The sequence below is a fragment of the Streptomyces sp. DSM 116795 genome, assembly GCF_055792905.1.
On the sequence record NZ_CM147707.1, the window covers coordinates 5,530,108 to 5,554,467 of the forward strand.

General features: G+C 69.2%; 23 protein-coding genes. 12 read left to right on the forward strand and 11 right to left on the reverse strand.

The window, feature by feature from the left end:
- Nucleotides 1–90: 90 nt before the first annotated feature.
- Nucleotides 91–3,147, reverse strand: coding sequence for a tetratricopeptide repeat protein (locus ACSMXX_RS23830; protein WP_473180733.1), 3,057 nt, complete (start codon nucleotides 3,145–3,147; stop codon nucleotides 91–93).
- Nucleotides 3,148–3,442: 295 nt separating this feature from the next.
- On the opposite strand from ACSMXX_RS23830, the gene ACSMXX_RS23835 reads away from it, so the two are divergent.
- Both ACSMXX_RS23835 and ACSMXX_RS23840 read left to right on the forward strand, forming a co-directional pair.
- Nucleotides 3,443–4,054: a hypothetical protein gene (locus tag ACSMXX_RS23835; RefSeq protein WP_473180734.1), complete on the forward strand. Its 612-nt coding sequence runs from the start codon at nucleotides 3,443–3,445 to the stop codon at nucleotides 4,052–4,054.
- Nucleotides 4,055–4,190: 136 nt separating this feature from the next.
- Nucleotides 4,191–5,426, forward strand: coding sequence for a chitinase (locus tag ACSMXX_RS23840; protein ID WP_473180735.1), 1,236 nt, complete (start codon nucleotides 4,191–4,193; stop codon nucleotides 5,424–5,426).
- Nucleotides 5,427–5,485: 59 nt separating this feature from the next.
- Here ACSMXX_RS23840 and ACSMXX_RS23845 read toward each other — a convergent pair whose 3' ends face one another.
- From ACSMXX_RS23845 to ACSMXX_RS23855, 3 genes are all read right to left on the reverse strand, one after another.
- Nucleotides 5,486–6,187 (reverse strand): DedA family protein, encoded by a 702-nt coding sequence (locus ACSMXX_RS23845; RefSeq protein WP_473180736.1) that lies wholly within the window; start codon nucleotides 6,185–6,187, stop codon nucleotides 5,486–5,488.
- A 199-nt stretch (nucleotides 6,188–6,386) separates the two neighbouring features.
- On the reverse strand, nucleotides 6,387–8,228 hold the full coding sequence (locus ACSMXX_RS23850; RefSeq protein WP_473180737.1) for an alkaline phosphatase D family protein: 1,842 nt from the start codon (nucleotides 8,226–8,228) through the stop codon (nucleotides 6,387–6,389).
- Between the two features lie 614 nt (nucleotides 8,229–8,842).
- Nucleotides 8,843–9,514 (reverse strand): HNH endonuclease family protein, encoded by a 672-nt coding sequence (locus ACSMXX_RS23855; RefSeq protein WP_473180738.1) that lies wholly within the window; start codon nucleotides 9,512–9,514, stop codon nucleotides 8,843–8,845.
- Between the two features lie 508 nt (nucleotides 9,515–10,022).
- Here ACSMXX_RS23855 and ACSMXX_RS23860 point away from each other — a divergent pair.
- The 4 genes from ACSMXX_RS23860 (at nucleotide 10,023) to ACSMXX_RS23875 (ending at nucleotide 13,811) form a co-directional block, all read left to right on the forward strand.
- Nucleotides 10,023–10,616, forward strand: coding sequence for a TMEM165/GDT1 family protein (locus ACSMXX_RS23860; protein WP_473180739.1), 594 nt, complete (start codon nucleotides 10,023–10,025; stop codon nucleotides 10,614–10,616).
- A gap of 636 nt (nucleotides 10,617–11,252) precedes the next feature.
- Nucleotides 11,253–11,456 carry a hypothetical protein gene (locus tag ACSMXX_RS23865; RefSeq protein ID WP_473180740.1) on the forward strand — a complete coding sequence of 68 codons (204 nt, stop codon included), beginning with the start codon at nucleotides 11,253–11,255 and terminating at the stop codon, nucleotides 11,454–11,456.
- Nucleotides 11,457–11,688: 232 nt separating this feature from the next.
- A complete protein-coding gene (locus tag ACSMXX_RS23870; protein ID WP_473180741.1) occupies nucleotides 11,689–12,792 on the forward strand; it encodes a peptidoglycan-binding domain-containing protein in 1,104 nt (367 codons plus the stop codon).
- Nucleotides 12,793–13,193: 401 nt separating this feature from the next.
- A complete protein-coding gene (locus ACSMXX_RS23875; RefSeq protein WP_473184932.1) occupies nucleotides 13,194–13,811 on the forward strand; it encodes an HAD-IA family hydrolase in 618 nt (205 codons plus the stop codon).
- Nucleotides 13,812–13,866: 55 nt separating this feature from the next.
- Here ACSMXX_RS23875 and ACSMXX_RS23880 read toward each other — a convergent pair whose 3' ends face one another.
- The 4 genes from ACSMXX_RS23880 to ACSMXX_RS23895 form a co-directional block, all read right to left on the reverse strand.
- Complete coding sequence (locus ACSMXX_RS23880) at nucleotides 13,867–14,661, reverse strand: class I SAM-dependent methyltransferase (RefSeq protein WP_473180742.1); 795 nt, start codon at nucleotides 14,659–14,661, stop codon at nucleotides 13,867–13,869.
- 196 nt (nucleotides 14,662–14,857) lie between these two features.
- Entirely contained in the window at nucleotides 14,858–15,037 is a 180-nt protein-coding gene (locus ACSMXX_RS23885) for a hypothetical protein (protein WP_473180743.1), read from the reverse strand.
- Nucleotides 15,038–15,173: 136 nt separating this feature from the next.
- Nucleotides 15,174–15,491 (reverse strand): antibiotic biosynthesis monooxygenase family protein, encoded by a 318-nt coding sequence (locus ACSMXX_RS23890; protein ID WP_473180744.1) that lies wholly within the window; start codon nucleotides 15,489–15,491, stop codon nucleotides 15,174–15,176.
- 194 nt (nucleotides 15,492–15,685) lie between these two features.
- Entirely contained in the window at nucleotides 15,686–16,465 is a 780-nt protein-coding gene (locus tag ACSMXX_RS23895) for an XRE family transcriptional regulator (RefSeq protein ID WP_473180745.1), read from the reverse strand.
- A 118-nt stretch (nucleotides 16,466–16,583) separates the two neighbouring features.
- On the opposite strand from ACSMXX_RS23895, the gene ACSMXX_RS23900 reads away from it, so the two are divergent.
- From ACSMXX_RS23900 to ACSMXX_RS23925, 6 genes are all read left to right on the forward strand, one after another.
- On the forward strand, nucleotides 16,584–16,754 hold the full coding sequence (locus ACSMXX_RS23900) for a hypothetical protein (protein WP_473180746.1): 171 nt from the start codon (nucleotides 16,584–16,586) through the stop codon (nucleotides 16,752–16,754).
- Between the two features lie 163 nt (nucleotides 16,755–16,917).
- A complete protein-coding gene (locus ACSMXX_RS23905; RefSeq protein WP_473180747.1) occupies nucleotides 16,918–17,388 on the forward strand; it encodes a glycine-rich domain-containing protein in 471 nt (156 codons plus the stop codon).
- A 28-nt stretch (nucleotides 17,389–17,416) separates the two neighbouring features.
- The gene (locus ACSMXX_RS23910) at nucleotides 17,417–17,677 is read left to right on the forward strand and encodes a hypothetical protein (protein WP_473180748.1); all 261 of its coding nucleotides are present in this window, start codon (nucleotides 17,417–17,419) and stop codon (nucleotides 17,675–17,677) included.
- 148 nt (nucleotides 17,678–17,825) lie between these two features.
- Nucleotides 17,826–18,323 carry an NUDIX domain-containing protein gene (locus ACSMXX_RS23915; RefSeq protein ID WP_473184933.1) on the forward strand — a complete coding sequence of 166 codons (498 nt, stop codon included), beginning with the start codon at nucleotides 17,826–17,828 and terminating at the stop codon, nucleotides 18,321–18,323.
- A gap of 310 nt (nucleotides 18,324–18,633) precedes the next feature.
- Nucleotides 18,634–19,632, forward strand: a complete 999-nt coding sequence (locus ACSMXX_RS23920) for an AraC-like ligand-binding domain-containing protein (RefSeq protein ID WP_473180749.1) — start codon at nucleotides 18,634–18,636, stop codon at nucleotides 19,630–19,632.
- 138 nt (nucleotides 19,633–19,770) lie between these two features.
- Nucleotides 19,771–20,256: a peptidase inhibitor family I36 protein gene (locus ACSMXX_RS23925; protein WP_473180750.1), complete on the forward strand. Its 486-nt coding sequence runs from the start codon at nucleotides 19,771–19,773 to the stop codon at nucleotides 20,254–20,256.
- Between the two features lie 16 nt (nucleotides 20,257–20,272).
- On the opposite strand, the gene ACSMXX_RS23930 is transcribed toward ACSMXX_RS23925, so the two are convergent.
- The 3 genes from ACSMXX_RS23930 to ACSMXX_RS23940 are packed head-to-tail and all read right to left on the reverse strand — an operon-like array spanning nucleotide 20,273 to nucleotide 24,344.
- A complete protein-coding gene (locus ACSMXX_RS23930; protein WP_473180751.1) occupies nucleotides 20,273–21,172 on the reverse strand; it encodes an ECF transporter S component in 900 nt (299 codons plus the stop codon).
- A 20-nt stretch (nucleotides 21,173–21,192) separates the two neighbouring features.
- Nucleotides 21,193–23,115, reverse strand: coding sequence for an ABC transporter ATP-binding protein (locus ACSMXX_RS23935; protein ID WP_473180752.1), 1,923 nt, complete (start codon nucleotides 23,113–23,115; stop codon nucleotides 21,193–21,195).
- Nucleotides 23,112–24,344, reverse strand: coding sequence for an energy-coupling factor transporter transmembrane component T (locus tag ACSMXX_RS23940; RefSeq protein WP_473180753.1), 1,233 nt, complete (start codon nucleotides 24,342–24,344; stop codon nucleotides 23,112–23,114). Before ACSMXX_RS23940 ends, ACSMXX_RS23935 begins: the two co-directional genes overlap by 4 nt.
- Nucleotides 24,345–24,360: the final 16 nt, after the last annotated feature.

The following is a 24,360-nucleotide window of genomic DNA, read 5'->3' on the forward strand; positions in this document are numbered from 1 at the left end:
CCCTCCCAAGAGAGGGGACTTTTCGCGTGTTAACTCCAGAGCGCTTGCCGCTATGTGGCCACGAGTCTTCGGACCCTTCTGCTTGGTCCGTCAGTCATGAATGCCGGCCAGCGATTCTTCGAGACGGCTTCTCAGCGGCTCCACGTCTGCTTGATCGACAGATACTGAGAGTTGCAACTCCTCAAGATCTCTCAGTATTTCCCGAAGGGATTCTGAGGTGGCGTTTGCGGCTAGAAGATCCTCTAGCTGTTCCCCGGCCTCTTCCCATCGGCTCAAGGCGCAGTGAGTTAGGAACATGACGGCCGCGTCGTTGTCTTCGACGGAATTGGTCAACCTTTCCCAGTGCTCGCCCGCATCTTCGCCTCGCAAGCGCGAGACGAGTGCCAATTCATAGCGGGCCCAGCCGTCGCTCGGCCTGAGTTCAAGGGCACGAGTGAGATCTGAAAGCGCATCTCCGTAATGTCCCATAATGCGGAATGCTCCGCCACGCAGGGATAATCCGTATTCGCGATCAGGGTCTAATTCGATAGCATGAGTGAGGTCAGAGACGGCTTCCTCGTAGGAATTCATGAAGCGATATGTCTTTGCGCGCTCTGCGAAAGCCATATAGCTGCCCGGGTCGAGATCGATTGCTCGGCTGAAGTCGGCTATGGCGTCGCTGTAGCGGCCCATTCCGCGGTGCACCTCACCACGTTCAACGAGGGCGAATACGTACTCAGGATCGGTGTCGAGTGCCAGCGTCAAATCTGCCAGGGAATCAACCATGGACCCGATTGACCTGTAGAATCTACTTCGCTTGAGCAGGGCGATTTTAGTGAAATGTCCGGCTGAGACAGCGCGTGTGAAATCGGCCAGGGCTTCATCATGCCGACCCAATTTTGAATAGAGATCACCGCGTTCGGTGATGCCGAAAGGATACTCTGGACTCAGTTCAATTGCTTGAGTGAAGTCCGCCAACGCCTCTTCGTAGCGTTCGGCAGCTCTGTGAACCGCCCCTCGTTCGATCAGGGCAGATATAGCCCAGGAGTCGTCTTCGATTTCTTGCGTGAGTTCGGATACCGCCTCTTCGTAGCGTTCTGTAATGCGGTAGAGGATGGCGCGATTAATTATGGCGAAGTAGTACTTCGGGCTGAGCTCGATTGCTTGAGTGAGATCGGATAGCGCTTCGTTGTACCGCTTCATCGTGCGGTATATGACACCGCGTACGGCTAGCGCGACGGTATTTCGAGGGTTGAGTTCCAGTGAGCTAGTGAAGTCAGAAATTGCTTCATCGAGACGATTCACTCGCCAGTAACACTGGGCACGTCGGGTGAAATACTGGGATGTGCTCGCTTTGAGTTCGATGGCCCGTGTAAGGTCGACGATGGCTTCGTCATAGCGTTCCATCTGTCGATAGGTTTCTCCTCTGCCGTTATACGCCCGTGGTAATTCGGGGTCCAAGGTGAGCGCATCGGTGAAGGCGTCAATTGCCTCGCTGAAATTTCTCCTCCTCCGGTGCTCAAGGCCTATCACGGAGTGGGCACGAGACCGGGTCTTGGTGTCCAGCTCAGGGGCCGAGGCGAGGTGGGTGAGCGCACTGATCATGCTGTCGTCGTCTTCGTTGACGGCCAGGCGTCGTCCCCACCGGGCGACGCTCTTGTCGTCGGTGTCTTGACTTGCCTGACTGATCGTTTGAACGCATCGGTGGAGGGTGACGCCGCCGTGGATGCTCGCATCCACGGCCGTTTCGAGAGCCTGAGGAAGAGCATTGCGAGGGTCTGCACATATCGAGTGGTACAACTCTTCGAGTCGAGCTTCCCTCCAGGTTGCGTCACCCCAAAGGTTTTCGGAATTCACCCGGGTTTCTATGCTCCGCCGTGTCTCCCGGAACGTTTCGCACAGGCGGCTGTGCTGCTCTTGCCAAAACGTCGGCGACTGGGTGCGCTGAAGGCGAAGCATGGGTGTGCGGACCGCGTCGTGGTAATGACTGCTGCCACCGTCACCGCTGACGAAGGTCAAATTTCGCAGCCAGGCATACTCTTCCAGCAGCGAAGCCGGAGCGATACAGCGGTACAGGTCCTCATTGAGTCGCCGCGGCAATGCGCAGAGCAGTGCAGTTTTTCGGCGGTCAGGATCCGGCTCCCACTTTAGAAAGCGTTCGATTGCGCTGTCGGTCGGGTCATCTATGGACTCGGGCTCTTCGGGGCGTGCCTGTGCCAGGGCTGCCACCCAGGCAGGCAGTCGACCGGAAAGGCGCAGAATGACCTCGATTACTTCTTCCGCGGTGACACCGTGGTGAGCAAGGAGCTGCCGTGACTCATCTTCTGTGAATACTTCCAGCGGCACCTGGCAAATGAGATCCAGGGAGTCACCCCAGCAGCGGGAATCAAGTTTACTCTGGCCACAGAGTACAACCTGAACGTTGACGGGAAGCGTGCCGTAACGAGATTCTAGGGTGATTTCGTGTAGCCATGTCTCCAGCAGCGGTGCCGTCTGCTCGAAAGTGTCGAAGAAAATCACCAACCAGGGGACCTGCTCTGCAACTTCACTCAACTCCTCAAGGAAGATTGGAGTGAGGATCTCCAGAGGAGACAGGACGAGCTGCAAGTCCTCGTGGCTTCGGAAGCGGCTGCTGAGCATTGAACGGAGTTTGTCAGTCCCCTGGGCGGCCAATTGTGGATCCACAGCGCCCGCGAACGCACCTAGTCCGGGAAGTAACCCCAGTCCAGCAAGACCGAGCTGCGTAGTAATGAGGCTTGAGTTCGACACAGCCTGGGGAAATCCTTCCCCGGGATCGGGAGTCTTCTCTGCTTCGTGTCGGCGCTGACGGTAGAGGTTCAATTGTTTGGCGAACCTCTTCAGGGAGTGACCTTGCTTCTCCAATTGGTTACAAATTACCTCCATGGCTTCGATGACGCTGTGCACTTCATCGTCGATGAGGGCTGTGGCTGAGCCACGCTGACGAGCAAGATGGTCCCAGTGCCTGATGAGAGTGCTCTTTCCAACTCCGCTCAAGCCGAAAACATGAAAGAGAAACTGGCACCTTGGATCTGCTGGATCCAAGGTGAGATTCTCTCGGAACACCGCGACTTCGCCTCGACGGCCGACGAACCCGTCCCGGCGACGCTGACGTACCAGATCCTGCCGTGTCATTCGTCGCTGAGTCATGAGTGCCCCCTCGCATCTTGGAAATCATGATGACTCATCCCGTCGCCTTGCGGCAGGGGTGCCGACATTCACATGAGATCTTGACGCCGACGACTCCGCAGCGGATCCGGAGTCGTCTACCCCGGCCCGGCCCGGCCCGGCCCGGCCCGGCCCGGCCCGGCCCGGCCCGGCCCGGCCCGGCCCGGCCTCCGGCTACGGCGGGAACCGGGGAGCGGGCGGGCTGCGTCTTCGGAGCGTCTCTGCCGCCGTGCAGAGGCAGGACCGACGGGGACGACCACTAGAGGGGAATCGCATCGTGGGAATCCGAAAGGCGCACAGGGCAGGGCTCGCAGGGCTGGCCGTCGCCGGACTGCTCGCGACGGGGTACGGCACGGCGCAGGGCGTCTCCGTCGGCGAGGACGTGAACTCGGGTGGCGGACCCGCCGGTTCGGACGCACGGCATCAGCCGGCCGCGACGGCCGCGGACGACGACTACGAGTCCACTCTCGAACTCAGCGACGGCCGGAACGTCCACGTGCGGCTGGTGAAGGGTACGGGCGTGCAGGAGCGGCACCAGGCCGCCGGCGGCGGGAAGTGGAGCAAGTGGAAGACGCTCTACAAGACCAGGACCGACCTCTGCCAGGGCGTCGGCCTCGCCGAGCGCGAAGGCACCGTCTCGCTCATCGCCGACTTCGGCCTGTACTGCTCCGACGGTGAGCCGCCGACCGAGTCCGTGGCCGGAGTGGGCACCGGCGACCTGACCGACTGGGACATCGACGTCACCGAGGACTTCGACGGCTGGGACGACACCTCCATCAACGACGACGGCAGCAGGGTCGTCTTCCTCTACGACAGCGACTCGGGTCTCTACACCCTCCGCTGGGAGCAGAGTGAGGGCTTCTCGGAGATCGACCGCCCCGAGGAGTGACCCGGCCCGCCCCCGACTCCCCTGCTCATCCAGGGAGTTGAGGACATCGCGGCGCGGCGGCAGCGTCCGTACGGGCGCAGGACACGCCGGGGAGCGGATGCTGTGCCCGGACGGCCGGCGTGTTCACCATCTCGGCATGACAGAGGGCACCGGCCGAGAGACGAGGGATCGGATGAGAGCGCTGGCCCGGCTTCGCGCCACCCGGATCACCCGGATCACCCGGATCACCCGGATCATCCGCGTCACCCACATCGCCTGCGTCACCCGCCGCAGCCGCACAGGCCGCACGGGTGGCGAGCCGCCCGGCGCAGGACGGTCCGGTGCGGCCGGCCGCCTCGGCAGCGCCGGCGGCGTTCTCGCGCTGGCGCTGGCCACGCTCGGCACCGCCGCTCCGGCCGACCCCACGGCCCCGGTCATCCGCGCTACCCCGGCCGCGATCCCGGCGGCCCCCGGCGCTCCGCGTCCCGGGGCCGCTCCGCCGCCCCCCGCCCCGATGGCCGTCGCGCCGTACCTCTCGCTCGGCTGGGGAGACGCACCGGAACCCGCGAAGGTCATGGCGGCGACCGGCGTCCGCTGGTTCTCGCTCGCCTTCGTCCTCAGCCGTGGCACCTGCGAACCGCGCTGGGACGGCCGTCGGCCGCTGTCCGGCGGCGTCGACGCCCGTACGGTACGGGCCGTGCGGGCGGCGGGCGGCGACGTCATCCCCTCCTTCGGCGGCGGCCTGGGCCACAAGCTCGAACAGAGCTGCGCCGACGCCGAGTCGCTGGCGGCCGCGTACCAGAAGGTGATCGACGCCTACGCCCTCAAGGCGATCGACATCGACATCGAGATGAGCGCCTACCGCAGCAAGGAGGCGCAGCGGAAGACCCTCGCCGCACTCGGCCGTGTGAAGAAGGCGAACCCGGGCCTGGTCACGTACATCACGCTGCCCAGTTACCGCTCAGGGCCGGACCGTTCGCTCATCGACCGTGCCGCGGAGATGGGTGTGGAGCCGGATGCGTGGAGCATCATGCCGTTCTCGTTCGTGCCGCCGGCGAAGGGCGAGGACATGGGACGTATCAGCACGCGCGCGGTGGACGGGCTCAAGGGACGGCTGATCAGCGCGTACGGCTACACGGAGACCGAGGCGTACGCGCACAGCGGCATCTCCTCGATGAACGGGATCACGGGGGAGGGGGAGACGATCACGGTGGAGGACTTCCGCACCATCGCCGCCCACGCGCGCAAGCACGGTCTGGGCAGGCTCACCTTCTGGTCCGTCAACCGTGACCGGCCCTGCGGCGCACGCCCCTACCCCGCGGAGGACTCCTGCTCGGGCGTTGCGCAGAAGCCGTGGCAGTACACGAAAACCCTTGCGCAGCACGGCCGTTGAGCTGGGGACCGGACCTCCGGCTCCCTACGCCCTACGGGTCCCTGCGCTGAGTCGGATCCCTAGCCTGAGTGCGCCGGCTGCCCGGATTCCCGGCCGTCTGCCCCTTCGGCCTTGCGCCGCAGCGCGTACGCCGCCAGCGTGCCGAACGTGAAGAGCGCCAGCACCGAAACCGCCGTCCCGAGCCACGTCGCGCCCAGCCAGCGCCCCCCGAAGTAGCCGAGGCTCACGCTGTACGCGGCCCATGTGAGCCCCGCCAGCGCGGACCACGGGACGAACTCCTTCGCGCGCCGGTGCGCCGCCCCCGCCGTGAGGCTCACGACGGATCGCCCCGCCGGAGCGAACCGCGCCAGCACCACCAGCGCGCCCCCGCCGCCCGCGAGCGCCCGGCCGAGCTTCTCCTGAGCCAGCCTCAGACGGCGCGAGCGGGAGAGGGCCCGGTCGAAGCGGTGGCCGCCGCGCCGCGCCATGCGGTACGCGACGAGGTCGCCGAGCACCGAGGCCGTGGCCGCGCACAGCACCAGGGCGAGGATCTCCGGTACGTGCGCCGAATCGGCGGCGTGACGGGCCTGGCTCGGCAGATCAGCGGCGCCGGCGGCTGTGGTGGTGGCAGTGGTGGCGGTGGTGCCCGCCACGGCTGTCGCGGCGGCGACGACGAGTACACCGCTCGGCAGCAGGGGAACGAAGACGTCCAGCAGTACGGAGGCCGCGATCATTCCGTACAGCCATGGGGATCCGGTCACAGATCCCAGGAACTCCAGCACCGTTCTTCCCCCGTACCTCTCCCGTTCGCTGCGCCGCTCCGTGTGTCACGTCAGGTTCAAATGAAGAGTCGGTCCAGCGTACGCCCGCATGTTGCGCGGGGGGCCGCTGCTGCGTGCGGGATCGATCTCGGTCCTGTCTCAGAGCAGTAACGGATCTTCAAGGGGCAGCGGGAGCACTCTGAAGGACCCGGAGGGTGGATCAACTCCCGGTGTGATGAGGCTCGTTGGGGGACGCGGAAGCCGGTGGGCCCTGAGCGGGAACGAGTGTCCGCCGGAGCACCTCGTCCAGACGTGAACGGCTGCCGCGTCCCGCGCCCGGAACGCCCCCCGGAGAGTCCGCCCCCTCGGGAACGGCCCGTGCATGCTCCAGCGACAGCTCCGCCGAACGGCCGCGCAGCCGCAGCGTCATGAGCTGGTTGCCGAACCAAGGGCCCCCGGAACGCTTCCACTTGACCAGCGGGCGCCCCGTACGTCCGTGGCGTGCCAGCGCACGTCCCAGGCTGCGGCCGGCGCGGCTCCAGCCGAAACGGAAGCCCGCGCGCATCACCGCGGGGACGCTGTTGTGCATGGGTGAGCAAGTCAGCTGCAGGACAAGGGAATTCACGGGGCGGGAGAAGTGGGGCTCGCTGACGTAGGCGTGGTGCACGTCCCCGGACAGGACACACACCGTCGATGGCGCCGCGTGCGCAGCAGCCACCTCTTCGACGAGTTCGCTCAGCGCCTCGAACGAACGCGGATAGGCGGCCCAGTGCTCCAAGTCCGCGGCGCGCCGCATCCGTTCACCGACGCGCGCCCAGCGCTCGCCGCGTACGCCGCGGCACAGGGCCGCGTTCCAGGCCTCGGCGTCGTGGATCGCCGGCGGGAGCAGCCACGGCAGCGACGTGCCGAGGAGGAGGTGGTCGTAGCCGCTCTCGGCTCCTTGAGCGCCGGTGTGCCCGCCGGTGAGCCTCCCGGTGCCCGCGTGAACGCCGGCGGGTCCGTGGGCACCGGTGCCTGTGGGGTGGTGGTCCTGCGGGCCGGTCCCGGTCAGCATCTGCTCGCGCAGCCACGCCATCTGCTGCTTGCCGAGCATCGCGCGCTCCTGCTCGTCGAGCACACGCGCCGCCCGGGTGTCGACCATCAGCATGCGGACCCTGCCGAAGTCGCGGCGGTAGCTCCAGCGCGCCGTGTCCGGGTACGTGTCGGCGCGCTCCACGAACTCGCGCAGCACCGCTGTGCCGTCCCCGGCGGCACGTACGGCCGCGAAAACCGGGTCCTCCGCGAGCTCGCCCGGCGAGAGATTGCCCAGGTGCTGATAGACCCAGTACGAAGCCAGGCCGCCCAGTATGCGTTCGCGCCACCAGCCGGTCGCGCGCATTTCGGTGCGCCATGCGTCGCTGGTGTTCCAGTCGTCTATCACGTCGTGATCGTCGAAGATCATGCAGCTGGAGACGGTGGAGAGCAGCCAGCGCACCTCCGGGTCCGTCCAGGACTCGTCGTAGAGGAGTGTGTATTCGTCGAAGTCCGCGACCTGGCTCCACGGCGGCTTCGTCAGGTCGCGTCTCGCCGCGAGCTTCGCCCGTACGTCCTCGGAGGTCTCGTCGGCGTAGACCTGGTCTCCGAGGAGCAGGAGCACGTCCGGGCGGCCGCCGCCCGCGATGGCGCGCTGGGCGAGGGCGTCGAGGGCGTCGGGGCCGACCGGGTCGTGGGAACTGGCGGAGGGGCGGGTGGCCCAGCGGCACGAACCGAAGGCGACGTCGACGGTGCCTGTGCCCGGCGCGGGCGTGCGGATCGTGCTCGGGGGGAGCGGGGAGCCGGGCAGGGGCCAGACCTCGCCGCCGTCGAGGAGGAGGCGGTAGGCGGTCTCGGTGCCGGGTTCGAGGCCGACGACCGTGATCAGGGCGTAGTGGTGGCCCGCGATCTGCCAGGTGCGGGCGGTGCCGCCGGCGGTTCCGGAGTCGCAGCGGACCTCGGCCTCGGCCGGGCCGTCGGTCTCGATCCAGATCGTCGCCGTGTCCTCGTCGACGTAACGCAGCAGCGGTCCCAGGCGCAGCCTGCCCATGGAGTTCTCCCTCCGTCGCCCCGCACGCTACGGAACGACCAGGGCAACCGGCGAGTTTCCGGCGGGGAGAGCGGTGCTCTTTGCCCTTGCGGCGGAGCGGGTCGGGGAGGATCGGAGCGTATCGGAGCGGTGCTTCGTTGCGAGAGCGGTGCTCGCGGGCCGGTCCGGGAGAGGGGTGCTCCGGGGTGAGAGCGGTGCTCGCGGCGCTGGGCGCGTGAGCAGTGCTTTCTGGGGTGAGCGGTGCTCACGAGTCTATGCGGGGGAGGGATGCTCCGGGATGAGAGCAGTGCTCACCGGCCTGGTGCGCGGGGGAGCGGTGCTTCGGGGTGAGAGCGGTGCTCACGCAGCTACGGGCGGCGCTGCACCTGGCGCCCGCACCCGCGCCCCCGTATATACGCAGAGAGCACTGCTCCGAAATTGCCCTGACCCTCCGCGTGGAGGGATGCATTCCGGAGCAGTGCTCTGCGCTGTGAGCGGCGTCGCGGACCGGGTTCGGTCCCGAACCGGGTCCCGGCCGACCGGGTCCCCGGGCGCGAACCGATTGCGAGCACCTGCCCAGTGTCTGGCCGTGCCTGCCCAGCGTCTGCCCGCCGCCCAAGCGACGCCGACCAGGCTCAGCAGGTGCCGAGCGCGTCGGTCAGTGCGCCCTTCTCGGCCGGGTCCGCGGTCATCTTGTAGGTGTCCTTCACCCAGATCCACATCCGGGCGTAAGTGCAGTGGAAGCTCTCATTCGGCGGCATCCACTCGGCCGGGTCCTGGTCGCTCTTCGACTGGTTCACGTTGTCCGTGACCGCGAGCAGCTGCGCGACCTCCATGTCGTTGGCGAGCTTCTCCCGCTCTTCCTGTGTCCACTCGCTGGCGCCCGAGGTCCACGATTCGGCGAGCGGCACCATGTGGTCGATGTCGACGTCGGAGGGGTCGGTCCACTTCCCGTCGTCGTAGGGGCTGGTCCAGGAGCCGCTGGTCGGGTAGCAGTCGCTGCCCGTCTCCACGCCCTCGCCGTCGCGCTTGAGTACGGCCTCGCGGGTGTCGCAGCCCTCGCCCTGGTCGCTCCAGTGGGGGAACTTCTCGCGGTCGTAGCCGTCCATGGAGCCCTCTGCCTGCTCCGACAGCCCGTCCAGCATGGTCTTCGCCTCTGCGGCACTGGGCGGCGCGGGCGGCTCGGCCTGGGCAGGAGCGATACCGGCGGTGAAGAGCAGCAGCCCGGCGCAGGGAGCGGCGATTACGGTGATTATGACCGACTTGCGTCGACGCGCGTAGAGCTTCGTGCGTATGCGCTTCTGCATACGGACTCCCTCGTTGTGGGGGGATGTTGCGAGGCGTACGCCCCGTGAGGACTGATGGTGCCGACGACACGTTGCCGGGAGGCAGGCGTCGGGTAACAGCGTGACGACGTGTTCACGTCACATCAAGGGCTTGGTCACAACTCCCCGCTGACCGTGCCTTTTTCCCTCGCCCTTTTTCCACTGCGGGCCGTCCTGGAGCTGATCGCGCACGGACGGATGCATCGTCTAGCCTTGCTGAAGCAGAAGGGGAGTAGCTCTTCGCCGGACCGTCGACACACTGGGCGGACTTCCGGTCTGCGGCCACCGCCGTCCGTCGCGCGGTGCCGGCGGCCGTTAGTCCCGCCCCGGCGCCCGGAGCGCGGCATCCCGGCCAGGCAGCGGTCTGCGCCCGGTTCGGGGTCTGCGGCGCCAGCGAGACCTTCGGCCGAGCAGTGTCCGTAATGTACGACGCTGCCGTGCCGAAGCGTGCTCCGCTCCGGTAGGGCAGCCCCTCCCGGAGGACCCTTCAGTGATCAGCCTCTCCGTCGCAGCCGTCGTCTTCGGCGTCGTCTTCCTCGCCGAACTGCCCGACAAGACAGCCCTCGCAGGCCTCGTGCTGGGCACCCGCTACCGCGCCTCGTACGTGTTCGCGGGTGTCGCCGCCGCCTTCGTCCTGCACGTCGTCCTCGCCGTGGCGGCCGGCAGCGTGCTGACGCTGCTTCCGCACCGCATCGTCCAGGCCGTGGTCGGCGTGCTCTTCCTCGCAGGCGCGGCTGTGCTGCTGCTGAAGAAGGACGAAGGGGAGGGAGAGGGTGAGGAGCAGCCGCGGGACCCGGACGGACGGTCCTTCTGGAAGGTGGCCTCCAGCGGCTTCATGCTCATCCTGGTCGCGGAGTTCGGAGATCTGACGCAGATCATGACCGCCAACCTCGCGGCCCGGTACGACGATCCCCTCTCGGTGGGTCTCGGTGCGGTGCTCGCGCTGTGGTCGGTGGCGGCCATCGGGATCATCGGGGGACGTACGCTCATGCGGTTCGTGCCCTTGCGACTGATCACCAGGGTCGCGGCTTTGCTGATGACCGGTCTCGCCGCTTTCAGTCTGTACGAGGCCGTGGCGCCGTAACCGGAGCCGCGTGACCGCGTGCCGGCACCCCACGAGGCGTGCGGGCGTGCCGGCGTGCTCACTTCGCCCTCCCGGCGGACCGCTTCCGGAGCGCTGCCTTACCCTGATGCCCCCGCACGGCGGATCGTCGGGTACGGGACGGCAGTCCGGCGCCCGATCGGCCTGCGGCGGCCGGTGATCCGGGAAAGCCGGAGGGCAAGAAGCGCCTGGAACGCCCCTCGCCGGAGCGGGACTTCTCGCTCGCCGCGGCGGACGGACCGTCCGGGGAACCGGCCGCCGGCTCGTACGCAGGCAGGGACGCCGACGGCAATACGAGCGATCCGGTCATCTGGAAGGCGGGCGAAGAGGGGAAGGGTCAACTTCCCGGCGGAATGCTGCCGTTGAAGAAGTCCGCCGCGTACGCGCGGTGCTGGACGCCGAGGGCCGCACGGTGAAGGTGCAGGCCACGCCCGAAAGCATCCGCCCCGGCAAGGTGTCCGATCTCGGCCGCTTCGAATTGAGTGGGGACCAGAAGAAGGGCCCGCAGGCACGTACTACGTCACCGTTGAAAACTGGAACAACGGCTCCCACGAACTGCTGCCGCAGATGAATCAGAAGGCCGAACTGCGCACTGTGAGCGGACAACCCGCGCGTCGCATGAATCTGATCGACTTCAGCGGCGAAGGCGTCTCCGCGTGCCCGGACGCGGAACCCGACGAATTGGTGAAGCCGAAGGCGTCGGTCAAGGAGTGTTCCGTCTTCATGCTCGCCAGGACCGACTCGCCCGCCGCACTCGTCTTCTCCGGCGAAGGCGACCCGGCGAAGACCGTCACCTGGCATGCCCCGGCACGCCCGAAGTAGCCCTGCGCGCACGGCCGTTCCGCCTTCCCGTCCTCTTTCCGGGGCGGGAGGGCGCGTTGGAAAAGCGAGCAAGCGCCGGAATGACCCTCGTCACTCTTCGCACGTCATTTCGGACTGCGGTTGACCCACCCTCCCACGGGCCGCGTAAGGTGCACGGCTGGACAGTCACTGGCGATTCGGGTGGCGTCGGCGCGTAAAGGGCGCGGCGGCAAGACCCAGGGGAGGGGCCGGGATGACGGCACATAGATGCTGCCCGGAGTGCGGTGCGGAGTTGACCGCCGACGGGGGGAAGTTCTGTGGCTGCGTAGGCCCGTTCACGGCTGAGCACGTCGACCCGATGCACATACGCCCGTACGTCGACCTGCCGGAACCGGAGGACGAGGGGTCGCAGACGCCCGACCTCGAACCGTTCGCTCGCTGCGGGCAGGGGGAGACCGCCGAACTTCCCGTGCTGCGCCCGTACGACGGCTGGCACGAGAGCGAGCCGCAGGAGTCGTACCACCCGTACGACCCGCCCGAGCCGTCCGAGCCGTCCGAGCCGGGCGCAACCGCCGCACCGCTGACCTCTGCCGCGTCCGTCTCGCGAGGAGGCAGCCACCGCCGCCGTAAGGGCCGCGGAGACTACGCCTACGGACGGGACGAGGCGGCCGGCAAGCGCCGCCGCCCCGCCAAGGCCGCGCTCGCGGCCGTCGGAGCCGTCGCGGCGCTCGGCGCCGGCCTGCTGACGACGCAGGCGTTCACGGGCGGCGGCAGCGGCGACGACCGCAGCCTCAGCACCGACGACACGGCGCTCCCGGATCCCCCCAGCGGTGGTCCGACCGAGGAGCCCTCTCGTACGGAAGAGAGCAAACGCGACAAGAAGCCCTCGGCGAAGCAGACCGCGCGTACCGGCTCCGGCAGCCCGCGCGCCGACCGTGACGGCGGTGACCGCGCGGAACGGGCTCCCGTCCCGTCGCGTACGTCCCCGTCCTCGTCCTCTGCGCCCGGCACGCCCGGCGGTTCCGACGACGACGGCGGCCGCGGCGACGGCTGGGGCTGGGGCGGAGGCGGGAACCACGACGGTGACCGGGACCGTCCGCGCCCCCCGCAGGAGTCGACGCAGCCGGGCGGCGAGACGCTGCGTCCCGGCGACAGCGGCCCGGAGGTCGCCGAACTGCAGCGCCGGCTCAAGCAGGCAGGTGCGCTCGACGAGAGCGCGCCGGAGGACGGGGTCTACTCGCAGCAGGTGCAGCAGGCGGTCGCCCAGTACCAGGCGCGCAACGAGGTGCGAGGGGACGACTTCGGCGAGTACGGCCCCAACACGCGCCGCGCGCTGGAGTCCCAGACCTCGGGCTGAGCGGGGACGAGCCTCGCTGCCGCCTCGCGCCGGGCACGGCACAGCCTCGCGCCGGGCGGGCACGTGCCTCGCGCAGCGCGGGGCGCGCGGCGCGGGCCTCGGGCTGAGCATGCACCGGCGCGGCACGGAGGCCCCGGCGGGACCCGTACGGACGGTGCGGACTGGCGCCGGTCCCCGTCTCTTTGTATCGTGATGGAACAAAGTGGTCCCGTCCGTTCCCCTGCGCCAGGCTGCCTGGCCCTCGGGTCCCCTGACCGGCGGGCGGGACCACTTGGTTCTGTCCCAGTGTGCGAGGGAGCCCGCAGGTCATGCCGACATCGCTACCCCAGCAGGAGCCACAGCCGTCGCAGCGGCAACAGCCGCAGCAGCCGTCCCTCACCGCCCGTGGACTGCTCCTCGACATGGACGGCACCCTCGTTAATTCCGACGCCGTCGTCGAACGCGTATGGAGCGACTGGGCCGCCTCCAAGGGCCTCGACCCGGCCGTGGTGCTCAGCATCTCGCACGGCAGGCAGGGTCACGAGACGATGGCCGATGTCTTCCCGGACCGCCCCATGGAGGTCAACCACGCGGAGAACGCGGCGCTCCTGGCCCGTGAGACGCGCGAGTTGGACGGCATCGTTCCGGTGACCGGAGCCCCGGCGTTCATGGCGGCCGTCGTCCGCGTGCCGCACGCGCTCGTCACGTCCGCGGACACCGCTCTGGCGACTGCCCGGATGAGCGCGGCGCAGGTGCGTATGCCCGATCTGCGTGTCACGGCGGAGAGCGTGAGCGCGAGCAAGCCGGATCCGGAAGGCTTCCTGAAGGGCGCGGCGGAGCTCGGCCTTCCGCCGGAGGAGTGCGTGGCCTTTGAGGACTCCGGTGCGGGCATCGCCGCGGCGCGGGCCGCCGGCATGCGGGTGGTGGGAGTCGGGCCGCGTGCGGCCGCGTACGAGCCGACGGTTCACATCAGCGACCTGACCCGGCTGACGGTCGAGCCCCTCGCGGACGGGAGCGTCCGCCTCGACTTCGCGGACTGAGCGCCCTCGCGGCCGGTCCGTGAGAGCGGCCCGGCGGCCACCGGGTGGCGGTTCGTCAGGGCTCGCGGCGGAACAGGGCCGTCCAGAGGAAGGGTTCGCCGAAGTACGCGGACTCCGGTGGCTCGTCCCGCATACGGCGCAGCTCCAGCTCCGTCAGGTCGGAGAAGATCCACCGCAGTGACTCCGGCGTATAGGCGAGGCCGCCTTCGAGACGCGCACGGCGGTACAGATCCGCGTCCCCGAGCTCGCACCCCATCTCGCCGGCCGCGAAGCAGACCAGGCCGAGATGGCCGCCGGGTGCGAGGACGCGGTCGAGCAGCGCGAGATAGCTGACGCGGCGGTGCGGCGGCAGGTGATGGAAGCAGCCGGAGTCGTAAATCAAGTCGTACGGTCCGCGGAGTTCTCCGGAGTCGTCGGAGTCATCCGAGTCGCCGGAGCCGCCCGAGCCGCCCGATCCGTCCGAGTCGCCGGCCGTGAGGTCGAACGCGTCACCGCAGTGGAACCGCACACCGGCTCCGGCCTCACGTGCGCGGTCCCCGGCCCAGGCGATGGCAGCCGGCGAGAGGTCGACTGCGTCCACCTCGAAGCCGAGCGAAGCAAGATGGAGAGCGTTACGGCCGGGACCGCATCCCAGGTCGAGGGCGCGGCCCGGAGTGATGAGGCCGCGTTCGGCGTACGAGGCGAGGCTCTCGTCCGGCCGCGGAACGAAGAACGGCACCGGCCGTGCGCGGTCCGCGTAGAAGCCGTCCCACCAGTCGGCCGCATCCGTGGTCCAGCGGTCCGCCTCCGGCTCGAACAGGCTGTCCAGAAGCCTGAGTACGTCCTCCGCGCTGCGGATGTTCCGGTCCATCCGTACCCCCTCCCCGTTCCTCGGCGATTCTAGTTCTGCCGCTGGAACCGCAGGTCCGGCCCGGCGTACCGGCCCGGCGTACCGGGCCGGAAACGGCCGGAAGACTCTCCCGCTGCTCGACCGCGTCCGCGGGTCACTCCCGCACAGCTGCACCTTGCGCCGGCAGACCCCGGCCCTGAACGGGCACGGCGAGGGCTCACCACGGAAGCGGCAGCTCCCGCCCGTGCACCGCCCGCGCATGCCTGCGCAACCTCACCCGAGCGTCGGTCTCCGCGCTCCGGTCGTACTCCCTGGCCGCCTTCTCCACCATCCCCAGCATCGCGGTGCACACCGGGCACTCCGTTGCCGCCTTCGCTTCGCGCCTCGTTTCCGACATCCTCGGATGTTCGCGTGCGCGGGAGCGACGACACGTCAGGCGTCCGTTGAACGGCGTGAGTTGGCGTCATTCGGGTGTCATCGGGCTTCCGCCGACGGGCCTCGCCGTGCGTCACGCCACCGCACGGCCGCAGCAGCTATGCCTTCTTCGGCGCCGCCTGCTGGACGACCTCGAACGACCACACGCTGGAGCTCTCGGCGGCCGGCCTGGGGCGGTCGCCGCCGCCCTGGTGGGCCGCCTTCATCGGGCCTTCCATCCATGCCTGGAACGATTCCTCGTCGCGCCACCGCGTGTAGACCAGGTAGTTGTCGGTGCCCTCTACGGGGCGGAGGAGTTCGAACCATTCGAAGCCGTCCGAGCCCTCCACCGCGCCCGCGCGTGACGCGAAGCGCTTCTCGAGGGTTTCCCGCTGCTCGGCGGGGACGGTCAGCACGTTGATCTTCACTACGCTCATGCGTCCCATCCTGCCGCACCGCGGGACGCTGCCCGCGTTCCGGATGTGGCGTGGGGGAGGGGCCGGAGGCTTGCTCGCCGAACTGGCGGGCGCACTGGGGCTGTTGGGTTCGCCGAGCGCCTTGCTCAAGGAGTTCCGTCGGTTCCGTCGTGCCGTACCGCCTCCGGCCGCGCGGATGTCCGCGTGTCCATGTGCTACTCCGGCAGGCGGCTGTACTTCTCCAAGGTCTCCTGCCCCGTAGACGCATCCTGGAAGACCAACTCCCAGGGCCCGGTGTTCACGTCGAAATCCTTGCCGAACCCGACCCATTTCCCGGCCATCCTCCGCCCGGTGGGCTCCACGAGGAGTTGGACAGCGCCGTGGTACCGGGCGCCTGCGTAGTAGCCGTCCTGCGCGGTCTGCTCTACCCAGGTTCCCGTGACCACGTTCCGATCAATGGTGAGATCCAGCGAGAGGGGCGAGTCCGGGTTCAGCGAGGCCCCGTCCAGGGAGCGGCCGGTGAGCTTGCTCCCGTGCTGGAGCAGCACGACGTAGTGCGCACCCTTGAACGTCGCTTCGCGGCCGGACGAGAAGAACTCGTACCGGCTCAGCCAGACGCCTGAGTAGTTCTCCGTGGCGGTGCCCGGCGCTGCCCGGGGCGCACCAACGGCAGCCGTGACGCCATTCGTTCCGTGCTCCATGTCGTGCCCGCCTCTGCCGTCGCTCTGTACCCGCGCAATGGGAACGGGGAGCACAAAACCCAGTGACTCCACCGGAAGGCCCGTGACTCGCTCTAAGGCGCGAGCATAGACCGGGCGAGGCCACGTGCTCACGCCGCTTTCCCAACGCTGTACGAGTCGTTTGGAAGCGTCGTTCGGGTCGCCGGCGGCGTCCCCTGCGCGACGAAGTTCCCGGGCCAGGCCGTCCTGGCTCAGGCGCATGCCGATACGCACGGCACGGAGAGCGTTGTTCGGTGCTTCCGTCGCTGTCGTCATGACGCCAGTCTCCCCGAACTGTCACCCAATGTCGCCTCAATGACACCTGGCGAGTGACTCCGTCAGGACGCCTGACACGTCGTCGCATTGGCCCTCGTGACCGCCGGAGCATGCAGGCATGGACAGCGACGAGCAGCAGAGAGGCTGTGCCGTATGCGGCCAGATCACCCAGCAAATGGAGCGAGCGGCCCAGGAGTGCCACAGGAGCGAGGAGACGGACGCCCGCGTGAAGCTCCGCAGGCACGTACGGGAGACGCACGGGAGGGAACTGCCTTGGCCCGTGTGGTGAGCCCTCTGCCGTGCCCGTTTCCCTGCTCCGTTTGTCGGCGGAAGCGGCGGCGGTGATCGGCCGGTACGCGGGCCCGATCTACGGCTGCACGGTCGTCCTCGCCACGTTGCTTGTCGTCGTTCTGATTTTCGCCAGTACACCCGACTGATTCAGGGGAGACAGCATGTCCGATGTACGCACGATGCTTACGCTCGACCAGTTCGAAGGCGTCACCGCAACGGTGCGGGACAACAATCCGGGCATGGCCGAAGGTGTGGCCGTCCGTATCGTCACGGAGGCACTGAAGTACGTGGACGCCGTGACGCAGTTCCCGACCGTCCGTACGTCGCCATCCCGTGTCGTGGACGAAGGCTGGCACGCGCTGATCCTTCACACGGAGCTGTATTCCGACCTCTGCGCACGCGTCGGCGGGTTCGTCCACCACTACCCGGAACGGCCGGACGTTGAGCGGTTCGACCCGGACGTGCTGACCCGGACCGTGGCCACCATCGAGCAGGCGGGGCACACGGTGGATCAGGAACTGTGGACGGGGCCGACGAAGGCACTCGTCAACGTCGCGGCGAAGTGCTCGCACACACCTGTGCCCGGCGGCTGCGGGCCGATCCGTCCCGGCAACTGCGGGACCCACAGGTAAGGTCAGGCCACCGCACGGAAGGGGAGCCATGGGACCGGACGAAGCAGAACGGGTAGCGGACGTGCTCCGCAGGCTGGGCATCGGCGGCGTCCTCGCTCCCGTGGATCCTGACGAACCGTCCGGGGAATGGAGGGTGTACGACCGCTCCTACCCGGAGACGCGCCGGGACATCACGGCGGACGCTCTGGCGGCCGTCGCCGCACACGTGCCGACACCGGGCGCAGACCGCGAACATCCCGGGCCCACACGTGGCTTCGTCATCCCGCCGAAGAACGAGCAAGACGACTGACCCCGCGCAAGACTGAGCCCCCGATCCCGAATCACGGGACCGGGGGCTCTTCGCGTGTGTGGAGCCCAACTCGCAGCAGACTTGGCAGTCCGGCATTCGAGGGCTGCTGTCAGTGGGCTCTGCGATCGTGTGCGTCGTGGATGAAGTCGTGGAACGTGTCGATGCACAGGACCGCGTGCTGGGGCCAGTGAGTCGGAGAGACGCCGTCCGGGAGGGCTGGCTGCACCGGATTGCCGTGGTCGTGTGTCACGACCGGCAGGGTCGGATCCTCGTCCATCGGCGTGCTGAGCAGGTGCCCCGATTCCCGGGGCATTACGAGGTCGGAGTGGGTGGAGCCCTGGTAGTCGGGGAGTCTTATGAGCAGGCAGCTACCCGTGAGCTGGAGGAGGAATTGGGGGTGTCGGCGGCAGTACGCTTTCGGTTCAAGTTCCTTAACCGAAGCGGGCTGAGCCCTCACTGGCTTGGGGTGTGCGAGGCCGTCGTTCCGCGGGCTGTCATGCCGAACTCAAATGAGGTCGCTTGGCACAGTTGGCTGAGTGAGTCCGATCTGCCGCGGATCCTTCAGGAGTGGACTTTCACTCCCGATAGTCCGGAGATTCTGGATCGGTATTTCACTGGTCGTGCTGATAGGGCGTCTGCGCAGTGATCGTGCTTTTGAGGTGGGTCAGAACGCTTCCGCTTACCGATCAACGGGCTTTCTGGTCGAGCAAGGTTCCTGATCGGGTGATCGCGCCGGGGGGCGGTGCATGACGCAGGGCCTCTTCGTAGTTCGGGGGTGCGATCCCGCCCCGCCGAACTGGCGGGCGCACTGGGGCTGTTGGTTCCACCGGTTCGGTTCTGGCGCGCTTCCGGTCGTCGGTGTCCGAGGGCGCCCTTTTCCGGCGGCTCCCAGCCCGGGAGGGTGAAGGCGACCGCGCTGCAGACGAAAACAGAACAGCAAACAGGGGGATGGCTCAATGCTGGAGAAGGTGTTCGACAGTCAGGATCTGGCGGTGCCGGACCGGGTGGACGCGTGGTGTGACATCACGTCGCGGGCTCTGATACCGAACGAGTTCAGGATCGACCGTGCAGCCGAGTTCCGGGCGTCGCTCCAAGCCGCGGAGATGGGTGGGGCGCAGGTGACCGGCCTGACGTACGCGTCGATGAGGTCGCTCCGGACGCCACGCCTGATCCGGCGGTCCGACCCTGAAATGTACGCGGTGGGGCTCATCCAGCGGGGGCGGCAGTCCATCGTTCAGGAGCGGTGCGAGGCGTCGCTCGGAGCGGGTGATCTGGTGGTGTACTCCACCTCACGTCCCTACACAGCCATCGTGGACGCCGCTCGTCACGGCACGGCGGCCTCCGTGGTGGTGCAGGTCCCGCGGGCCATGGTGCCGCTCCCGCCGGACCACGTGGACCGGATGCTCGCCGTCCGGACGTCCGGACGGGAAGGGGTCGGACGGCTGCTCGCCGGGTTCCTCGGCAACCTGTCGGCCGACACCGGTCCCTGCCGGCCCGCCGACTGGCAGCGGCTCGGCGGCGTGCTCGTCGACCTGGTCACGGCATGGCTGGCCCAGCACCTCGAGGCCGAGGACCGGACGCCTGCCGAGTCTCGGCGGCGCGTGCAGTTCCTGGAGATCCAGGGCTTCATCCGTCAGCACCTGGGCGACGCCCAACTCTCCCCGGCCACCGTCGCGGCCGCTCACCACATCTCGCTGCGGACCCTGCACCGCCTCTTCCAGCAGCACACCCACGGTGCCACGGTCGCCTCGTACATCAAGCAGCAGCGTCTGGCCCGCGCCCGGCGCGACCTCGCCGACCCCGTCCTGGCGGCGCGGCCCGTCCACGCCGTGGCCGCCCGTTGGGGGTTTCTGCGTCCCGCCGACTTCACCCGGGCCTTCCGCAGTGCCTACGGCACCACTCCCAGCGAGTACCGTCACGCTTCCTCGTGCACCCGAATTGGCGTCCAGCGCTGAGCAGTTGGCACGCAGCGCTATCCCGCGCGCCTACAACCCCCCGGAAGAATCCGGTCTCGTCGAGCGACGTTCCCGTGCCCGCCGGGCAGGGGAACCAACGTGCCGGCGTTCCGGCACAGAAACGGGAGGACCCAGTTCATGAAGGCCCTGAAGAAGGCCGGTATCGCCATCAGTGCCGGTGCGCTGCTGGCCACCGGATTCACCGTGCTTCCGGCCCAAGCGGCCCCGGGCAACACACAGATCGACCGTTACATGGCCGAGGTTCCGGGCGGCAAGAAGCTGAGCGGCGACGAGATCTCGTACGAGGGCGGGACGGTCCGCGTCGTGCTGTCGGACGCCAAGGCCGCCTGCCCGAGCGGCTGGTACTGCGTGTACGCGAACAGCAACTACCGTGCCCCGATGGCGAAGTGGCGGGCGTCGGCCGCGAAGTGCAAGAAGTTCGAGTTCACGCGCTACTGGCGTGACAAGGTCTCGTCGTTCGTGGCGCGCGGCGGCTGCGAGAGGGGCAACTACTTCCTCAAGGACAAGAAGACGGGACAGCCCGATCCGTACCAGCTCTTCGAGGGCTCGGACGCGTACGTCCGCTACAACGACCGTTACGACTACGCGGCCCGCGGGCTGTAAGCCGGCCGGAACGGCGTTACGGCGCCCTGTCTTCTCGTACCGCCTCCGGCCGTCCGCGTTCCCGTTGCGGCGCGGGCGCGGCCGGGGGCGGTACGAAGTGCACCGGGGCGTCGAAGGACGCGCGGCGGGTGGCACGGCGCAGCGCCCGCAGTACCGTGCTGCCGAGGGTGAGGACGAGGACGACGGTCAGCGTGGCCCGGGGTACGTCCCAGCCGAGGGACGTGGCCAGTACGTATGTGACGAACCGTGCCAGGTTCTCCGGCAGCGGGTCGCCCGGGACGAAGGAGATGCCCGACCCGAGGCCCGCGATGTACGGCCAGCCCTGGAGGTTCATCACCAGCCCGTACAGCAGGGCCGAGGCCGCTCCGTAGAGCGCGAGCATCAGCAACTCCCGTCGCCCGCGGAGCCGTTCGGAGCCCGGCAGCAGCCCCGCGCCCATGGCGACCCAGCCCATGGTGAGCATCTGGAACGGCATCCACGGGCCGGCGCCGCCCGTGAGCAGCGCTCCGGCGAACATCGACAGCGCGCCCAGTACGAAGCCGAAGCCCGGCCCGAGTACGCGTCCCGAGAGCACGATCAGGAAGAACATCGGCTCCAGGCCGGCCGTACCCGCTCCCAGCGGGCGCAGCGCCGCACCTGCCGCCGCCAGTACGCCGAGCATCGCGACCGCCTTCGCGTCCATGCCGGTGTCGGCGATCGTCGCGACGACGACTGCCAGCAGCAGCGGGAGCAGCGCCGTGAAGAGCCAGGGTGCGTCCCGTGAGTGGGCCAGCCCGGAGGCGGAGTCGGCGAGCAGCGGCCAGCCGAAGGCGACGACACCGGTGGCGCTCGTCAGCGCCAGTGCCGTGACGGAACGCGGGCCGAGGCGGAGCGCGCGGCTGCGGGGTTTCACCCGGGGGTTCGCACGGGGGTTCATCCGGGGGTTCGCACGGGGGTTCACTCCGGGGCTCCGTGGGCGGCCGGCGCGTCGAGTGCCGCGCGGACCTGGGGGACGGTGAGCCAGCGTGCCGGAGCGAGGACCTTGGCGACCTGTGGTGCGAACGCGGGGGAAGAGGTGACCACTTCGGCGACGGGGCCGTCCGCGACGGTCTCGCCCTGCGCCAGTATCACGACGCGGTCGGCGACTTCGGCCGCCAACTCCACGTCGTGCGTGGCCAGAACGATCGAGTGCCGCTCCCCGGCGAGGGTGCGCAGGATGCCGACGAGGCGGGACTTGGCGGCGTAGTCCAGGCCGCGGGTCGGCTCGTCCAGCAGGATCAGCTCCGGACGGGCGGTGAGGATCACGGCGAGTGCGAGAGCCAGGCGCTGTCCCTCCGACAGATCGCGCGGGTGCATGCCGTCGGCCACCCCGGGCAGCAGTTCGGAGACCAGACGGCGGCAGGTTCCGGCCCCGGCGCCGGCGTCCGTGTCGGCTGCCGCGCACTCGCCGGCGACGGTGTCCGCGTGGAGGAGGTCGCGCGGCTCCTGCGGTACGAGGCCCGCGTGCCGCAGCAGTCGACGTGGGTGGATGCGGGACGGGGTGAGGCGCTCGGCGCCACCGACCGTCACCGTTCCGGCAGTCGGTGTGTGTACGCCCATGAGGGTGCCCAGGAGTGTGGACTTGCCTGCTCCGTTGCGGCCCATGAGCGCGACGGTCTCTCCGGGGCGGAGGGTGAGCTCCACCCCGTGCAGGGCGGTGATGTGGCCGCGGCGGAGGGTGAGTCCGCGGATCTGCGCCGTCGGCGGTGCGTCCGTGCCGTCCTCCGCGGACGGGCCGGCGGTGTGCCGGCCCCGTGACCGGATGCGGGCGCGCAGCCGGGCCAACGGGCTTGTGCCGTCGGGGAGTTCGCCGCGGGATTCCTGGGCTTCACCTCGGGGTTCGCCGACAGGCGTGGACGAGGAGTGCGCTGACGAGGAGGGCGCGGACGAGGAGTTGGCGGCGGCGGTCTGGACGCCCGGCGCGGCGGTGTGCCGATGCCCGGCGCCCTGCGCGCCGGTGCCGGTGCCAGTGCCGGTGCCAGTGCCGGATACGTCCGTGAGCCTGTCGCGCAGCGGCCCCGCCCTGCGGCGCGCATCCCGTACGGAAAGGGGCAGCGGCGACCAGCCCGCGAGCCGCCCCAGCGCGACGACGGGCGGCTGCACCGGCGAGACGGCCATCAGGCCCGCGGGGTCCCCCAGCCGGGCCGGTGCGCCGGGTTCCGGCAGCAGCAGCACCTGGTCGGCGTAGTGCACGACGCGCTCCAACCGGTGCTCGGCCATCAGCACGGTCGTACCGAGGTCGTGGACGAGGCGCTGCAGTACCGCCAGCACCTCCTCGGCGGCGCCCGGATCGAGGGCCGAGGTCGGCTCGTCCAGGACGAGCACGCGCGGATGCGGCGTGAGTACGGAACCGATCGCGACGCGCTGCTGCTGGCCCCCGGAGAGGGTGGCGATGGGGCGGTCGCGCAGTTCGTTGAGGCCGAGAAGGTCGAGGGTCTCCTCGACGCGGCGCCGCATCGTGTCCGGCGGGAGGCCCAACGACTCCATTCCGTAGGCGAGTTCGTCCTCGACGGTGTCGGTGACGAAGTGCGCGAGCGGATCCTGGCCCACCGTGCCGACGACGTCGGCCAGTTCGCGCGGCTTGTGCGTACGCGTGTCGCGTCCCGCGACCGTGACGCGCCCGTGCAGAGTGCCGCCGGTGAAGTGCGGGACGAGTCCGGAGACGGTGCCCAGCAGTGTGGACTTGCCGACGCCGGACGGGCCGACCAGCAGGCACAGTTCGCCCTCGGGTATCTCCAGGTCCACCTCGCGCAGGGCGAGTTGCGGCGCGGAGGCGTCTGCGCCCGGGGCGGCGTCGGCCGTGCCGTCGTAGCGGACCGACACCTGCTCGAACTTGATCACTTCGCTGGCTCCTCGGGTACGGGTGACGACGCTGTCCCGGCCGGATGCCGAGCCGGTGCCGGTGCCGGAGCCGGAGCCGGTTCCAGAGCCGGTGCCGCTGCCGGTCCCGGGCTCGTGGCAGGGCTCGCGCCCGCGCCCGCCCCCGGGACGGGCGCCGCGAACGCGGGCAGCAGGCCGACGAGCAGCCCCGCCGCGGGCCACAGCGGAAGCTCCGGCGCCGTCAGCGGCACCGCCGGCGGATGCATCGCTTCCGGGAACGCGCCGCCCGCCACGACCAGCACCGCCCCGGCCGCCGCACCGGACGCGGCCGTCAACCAGGCCCGCGCGCCCCACAGTTCTGGCCGGTAGCGGGTACGGATGGTGCGCCGTCCGCCCAGCCGCAACCCGGCCAGGGCCAGCACCGCGCCGGCGAGCAGCGCCGGCAGCCCGTACTCCGCTCCCTGCGCCGACAGCAGCGCGTACGAACCGGCGCAGACACCGAGCAGCCCGCCGAGCGTGAGCCCGGCGGTCATCCGGCGTACGGCGCGCGGCACTTCGGCGCTGCGCCCGTAACCGCGGGCGTCCATCGCGGCGGCCAGCGCCACCGAGCGTTCCAACGCGCCCTCCAGCACCGGCAGTCCGACCTGGAGGACGGACCGCAGCCCCCTGTCGGCGCGCCCGCGCAGCCGGCGTGCGGCACGCAGCCGCCGTACGTCCGCCACCAGGTTCGGTGCGAAGGTCATCGCGACGACGACGGCAACTCCCGCCTCGTAGAGCGCGCCAGGAAGGGACTTGAGCAACCGGGCGGGATTCGCGAGGGCGTTGGCGGCGCCGACGCAGATCAGCAGAGTCGCCAGCTTCATCCCGTCGTACAGGGCGAACACCAGCCCTTCGGCGGTGACGCGGCCCCCGACGCGTACGCCCTGCGCCCAGTCCGGCAGCGGCACTTCGGGCATCGTGACCAGTACGTGGCTGCCGGGGACGGGGGAGCCGAGGAAGAAGGCGAAGAAGAGCCGGATGACGAGCACCACGAGTCCGAGCTTCAGGAACACCCCGTACGAGCGGGCCCAGGGGGCGTTCGTACGGCGTGCGGCGACGACGTAGCCCGCCACGGCGCACAGCAGCATCAGCAGCAGCGGGTTCGTGGTGCGCGAAGCGGCGGTCGCCAGGCCCAGCGCCCAGAGCCACCAGGCGCCGGGGTGCAGGTCGAGGCCGCGCCGGGCCTCCGGCGCTCGCAGCCACCCGTTCATCACGTCACCGCACCCG

Bases quoted from the DNA above. Each gene is read 5' to 3' on its own strand.
- ACSMXX_RS23910 (WP_473180748.1), top strand. From the start codon at position 17,417: ATGGGACCGGACGAAGCAGAACGGGTAGCGGACGTGCTCCGCAGGCTG.
- ACSMXX_RS23940 (WP_473180753.1), bottom strand. From the start codon at position 24,344: ATGAACGGGTGGCTGCGAGCGCCGGAGGCCCGGCGCGGCCTCGACCTG.
- ACSMXX_RS23870 (WP_473180741.1), top strand. From the start codon at position 11,689: ATGACGGCACATAGATGCTGCCCGGAGTGCGGTGCGGAGTTGACCGCC.
- ACSMXX_RS23905 (WP_473180747.1), top strand. From the start codon at position 16,918: ATGTCCGATGTACGCACGATGCTTACGCTCGACCAGTTCGAAGGCGTC.
- ACSMXX_RS23890 (WP_473180744.1), bottom strand. From the start codon at position 15,491: ATGAGCGTAGTGAAGATCAACGTGCTGACCGTCCCCGCCGAGCAGCGG.
- ACSMXX_RS23895 (WP_473180745.1), bottom strand. From the start codon at position 16,465: ATGACGACAGCGACGGAAGCACCGAACAACGCTCTCCGTGCCGTGCGT.
- ACSMXX_RS23850 (WP_473180737.1), bottom strand. From the start codon at position 8,228: ATGGGCAGGCTGCGCCTGGGACCGCTGCTGCGTTACGTCGACGAGGAC.
- ACSMXX_RS23920 (WP_473180749.1), top strand. From the start codon at position 18,634: ATGCTGGAGAAGGTGTTCGACAGTCAGGATCTGGCGGTGCCGGACCGG.
- ACSMXX_RS23885 (WP_473180743.1), bottom strand. From the start codon at position 15,037: ATGTCGGAAACGAGGCGCGAAGCGAAGGCGGCAACGGAGTGCCCGGTG.
- ACSMXX_RS23840 (WP_473180735.1), top strand. From the start codon at position 4,191: ATGACAGAGGGCACCGGCCGAGAGACGAGGGATCGGATGAGAGCGCTG.
- ACSMXX_RS23855 (WP_473180738.1), bottom strand. From the start codon at position 9,514: ATGCAGAAGCGCATACGCACGAAGCTCTACGCGCGTCGACGCAAGTCG.
- ACSMXX_RS23830 (WP_473180733.1), bottom strand. From the start codon at position 3,147: ATGACTCAGCGACGAATGACACGGCAGGATCTGGTACGTCAGCGTCGC.
- ACSMXX_RS23900 (WP_473180746.1), top strand. From the start codon at position 16,584: ATGGACAGCGACGAGCAGCAGAGAGGCTGTGCCGTATGCGGCCAGATC.
- ACSMXX_RS23875 (WP_473184932.1), top strand. From the start codon at position 13,194: ATGGACGGCACCCTCGTTAATTCCGACGCCGTCGTCGAACGCGTATGG.
- ACSMXX_RS23865 (WP_473180740.1), top strand. From the start codon at position 11,253: ATGAATCTGATCGACTTCAGCGGCGAAGGCGTCTCCGCGTGCCCGGAC.
- ACSMXX_RS23880 (WP_473180742.1), bottom strand. From the start codon at position 14,661: ATGGACCGGAACATCCGCAGCGCGGAGGACGTACTCAGGCTTCTGGAC.
- ACSMXX_RS23925 (WP_473180750.1), top strand. From the start codon at position 19,771: ATGAAGGCCCTGAAGAAGGCCGGTATCGCCATCAGTGCCGGTGCGCTG.
- ACSMXX_RS23930 (WP_473180751.1), bottom strand. From the start codon at position 21,172: ATGAACCCCCGTGCGAACCCCCGGGTGAAACCCCGCAGCCGCGCGCTC.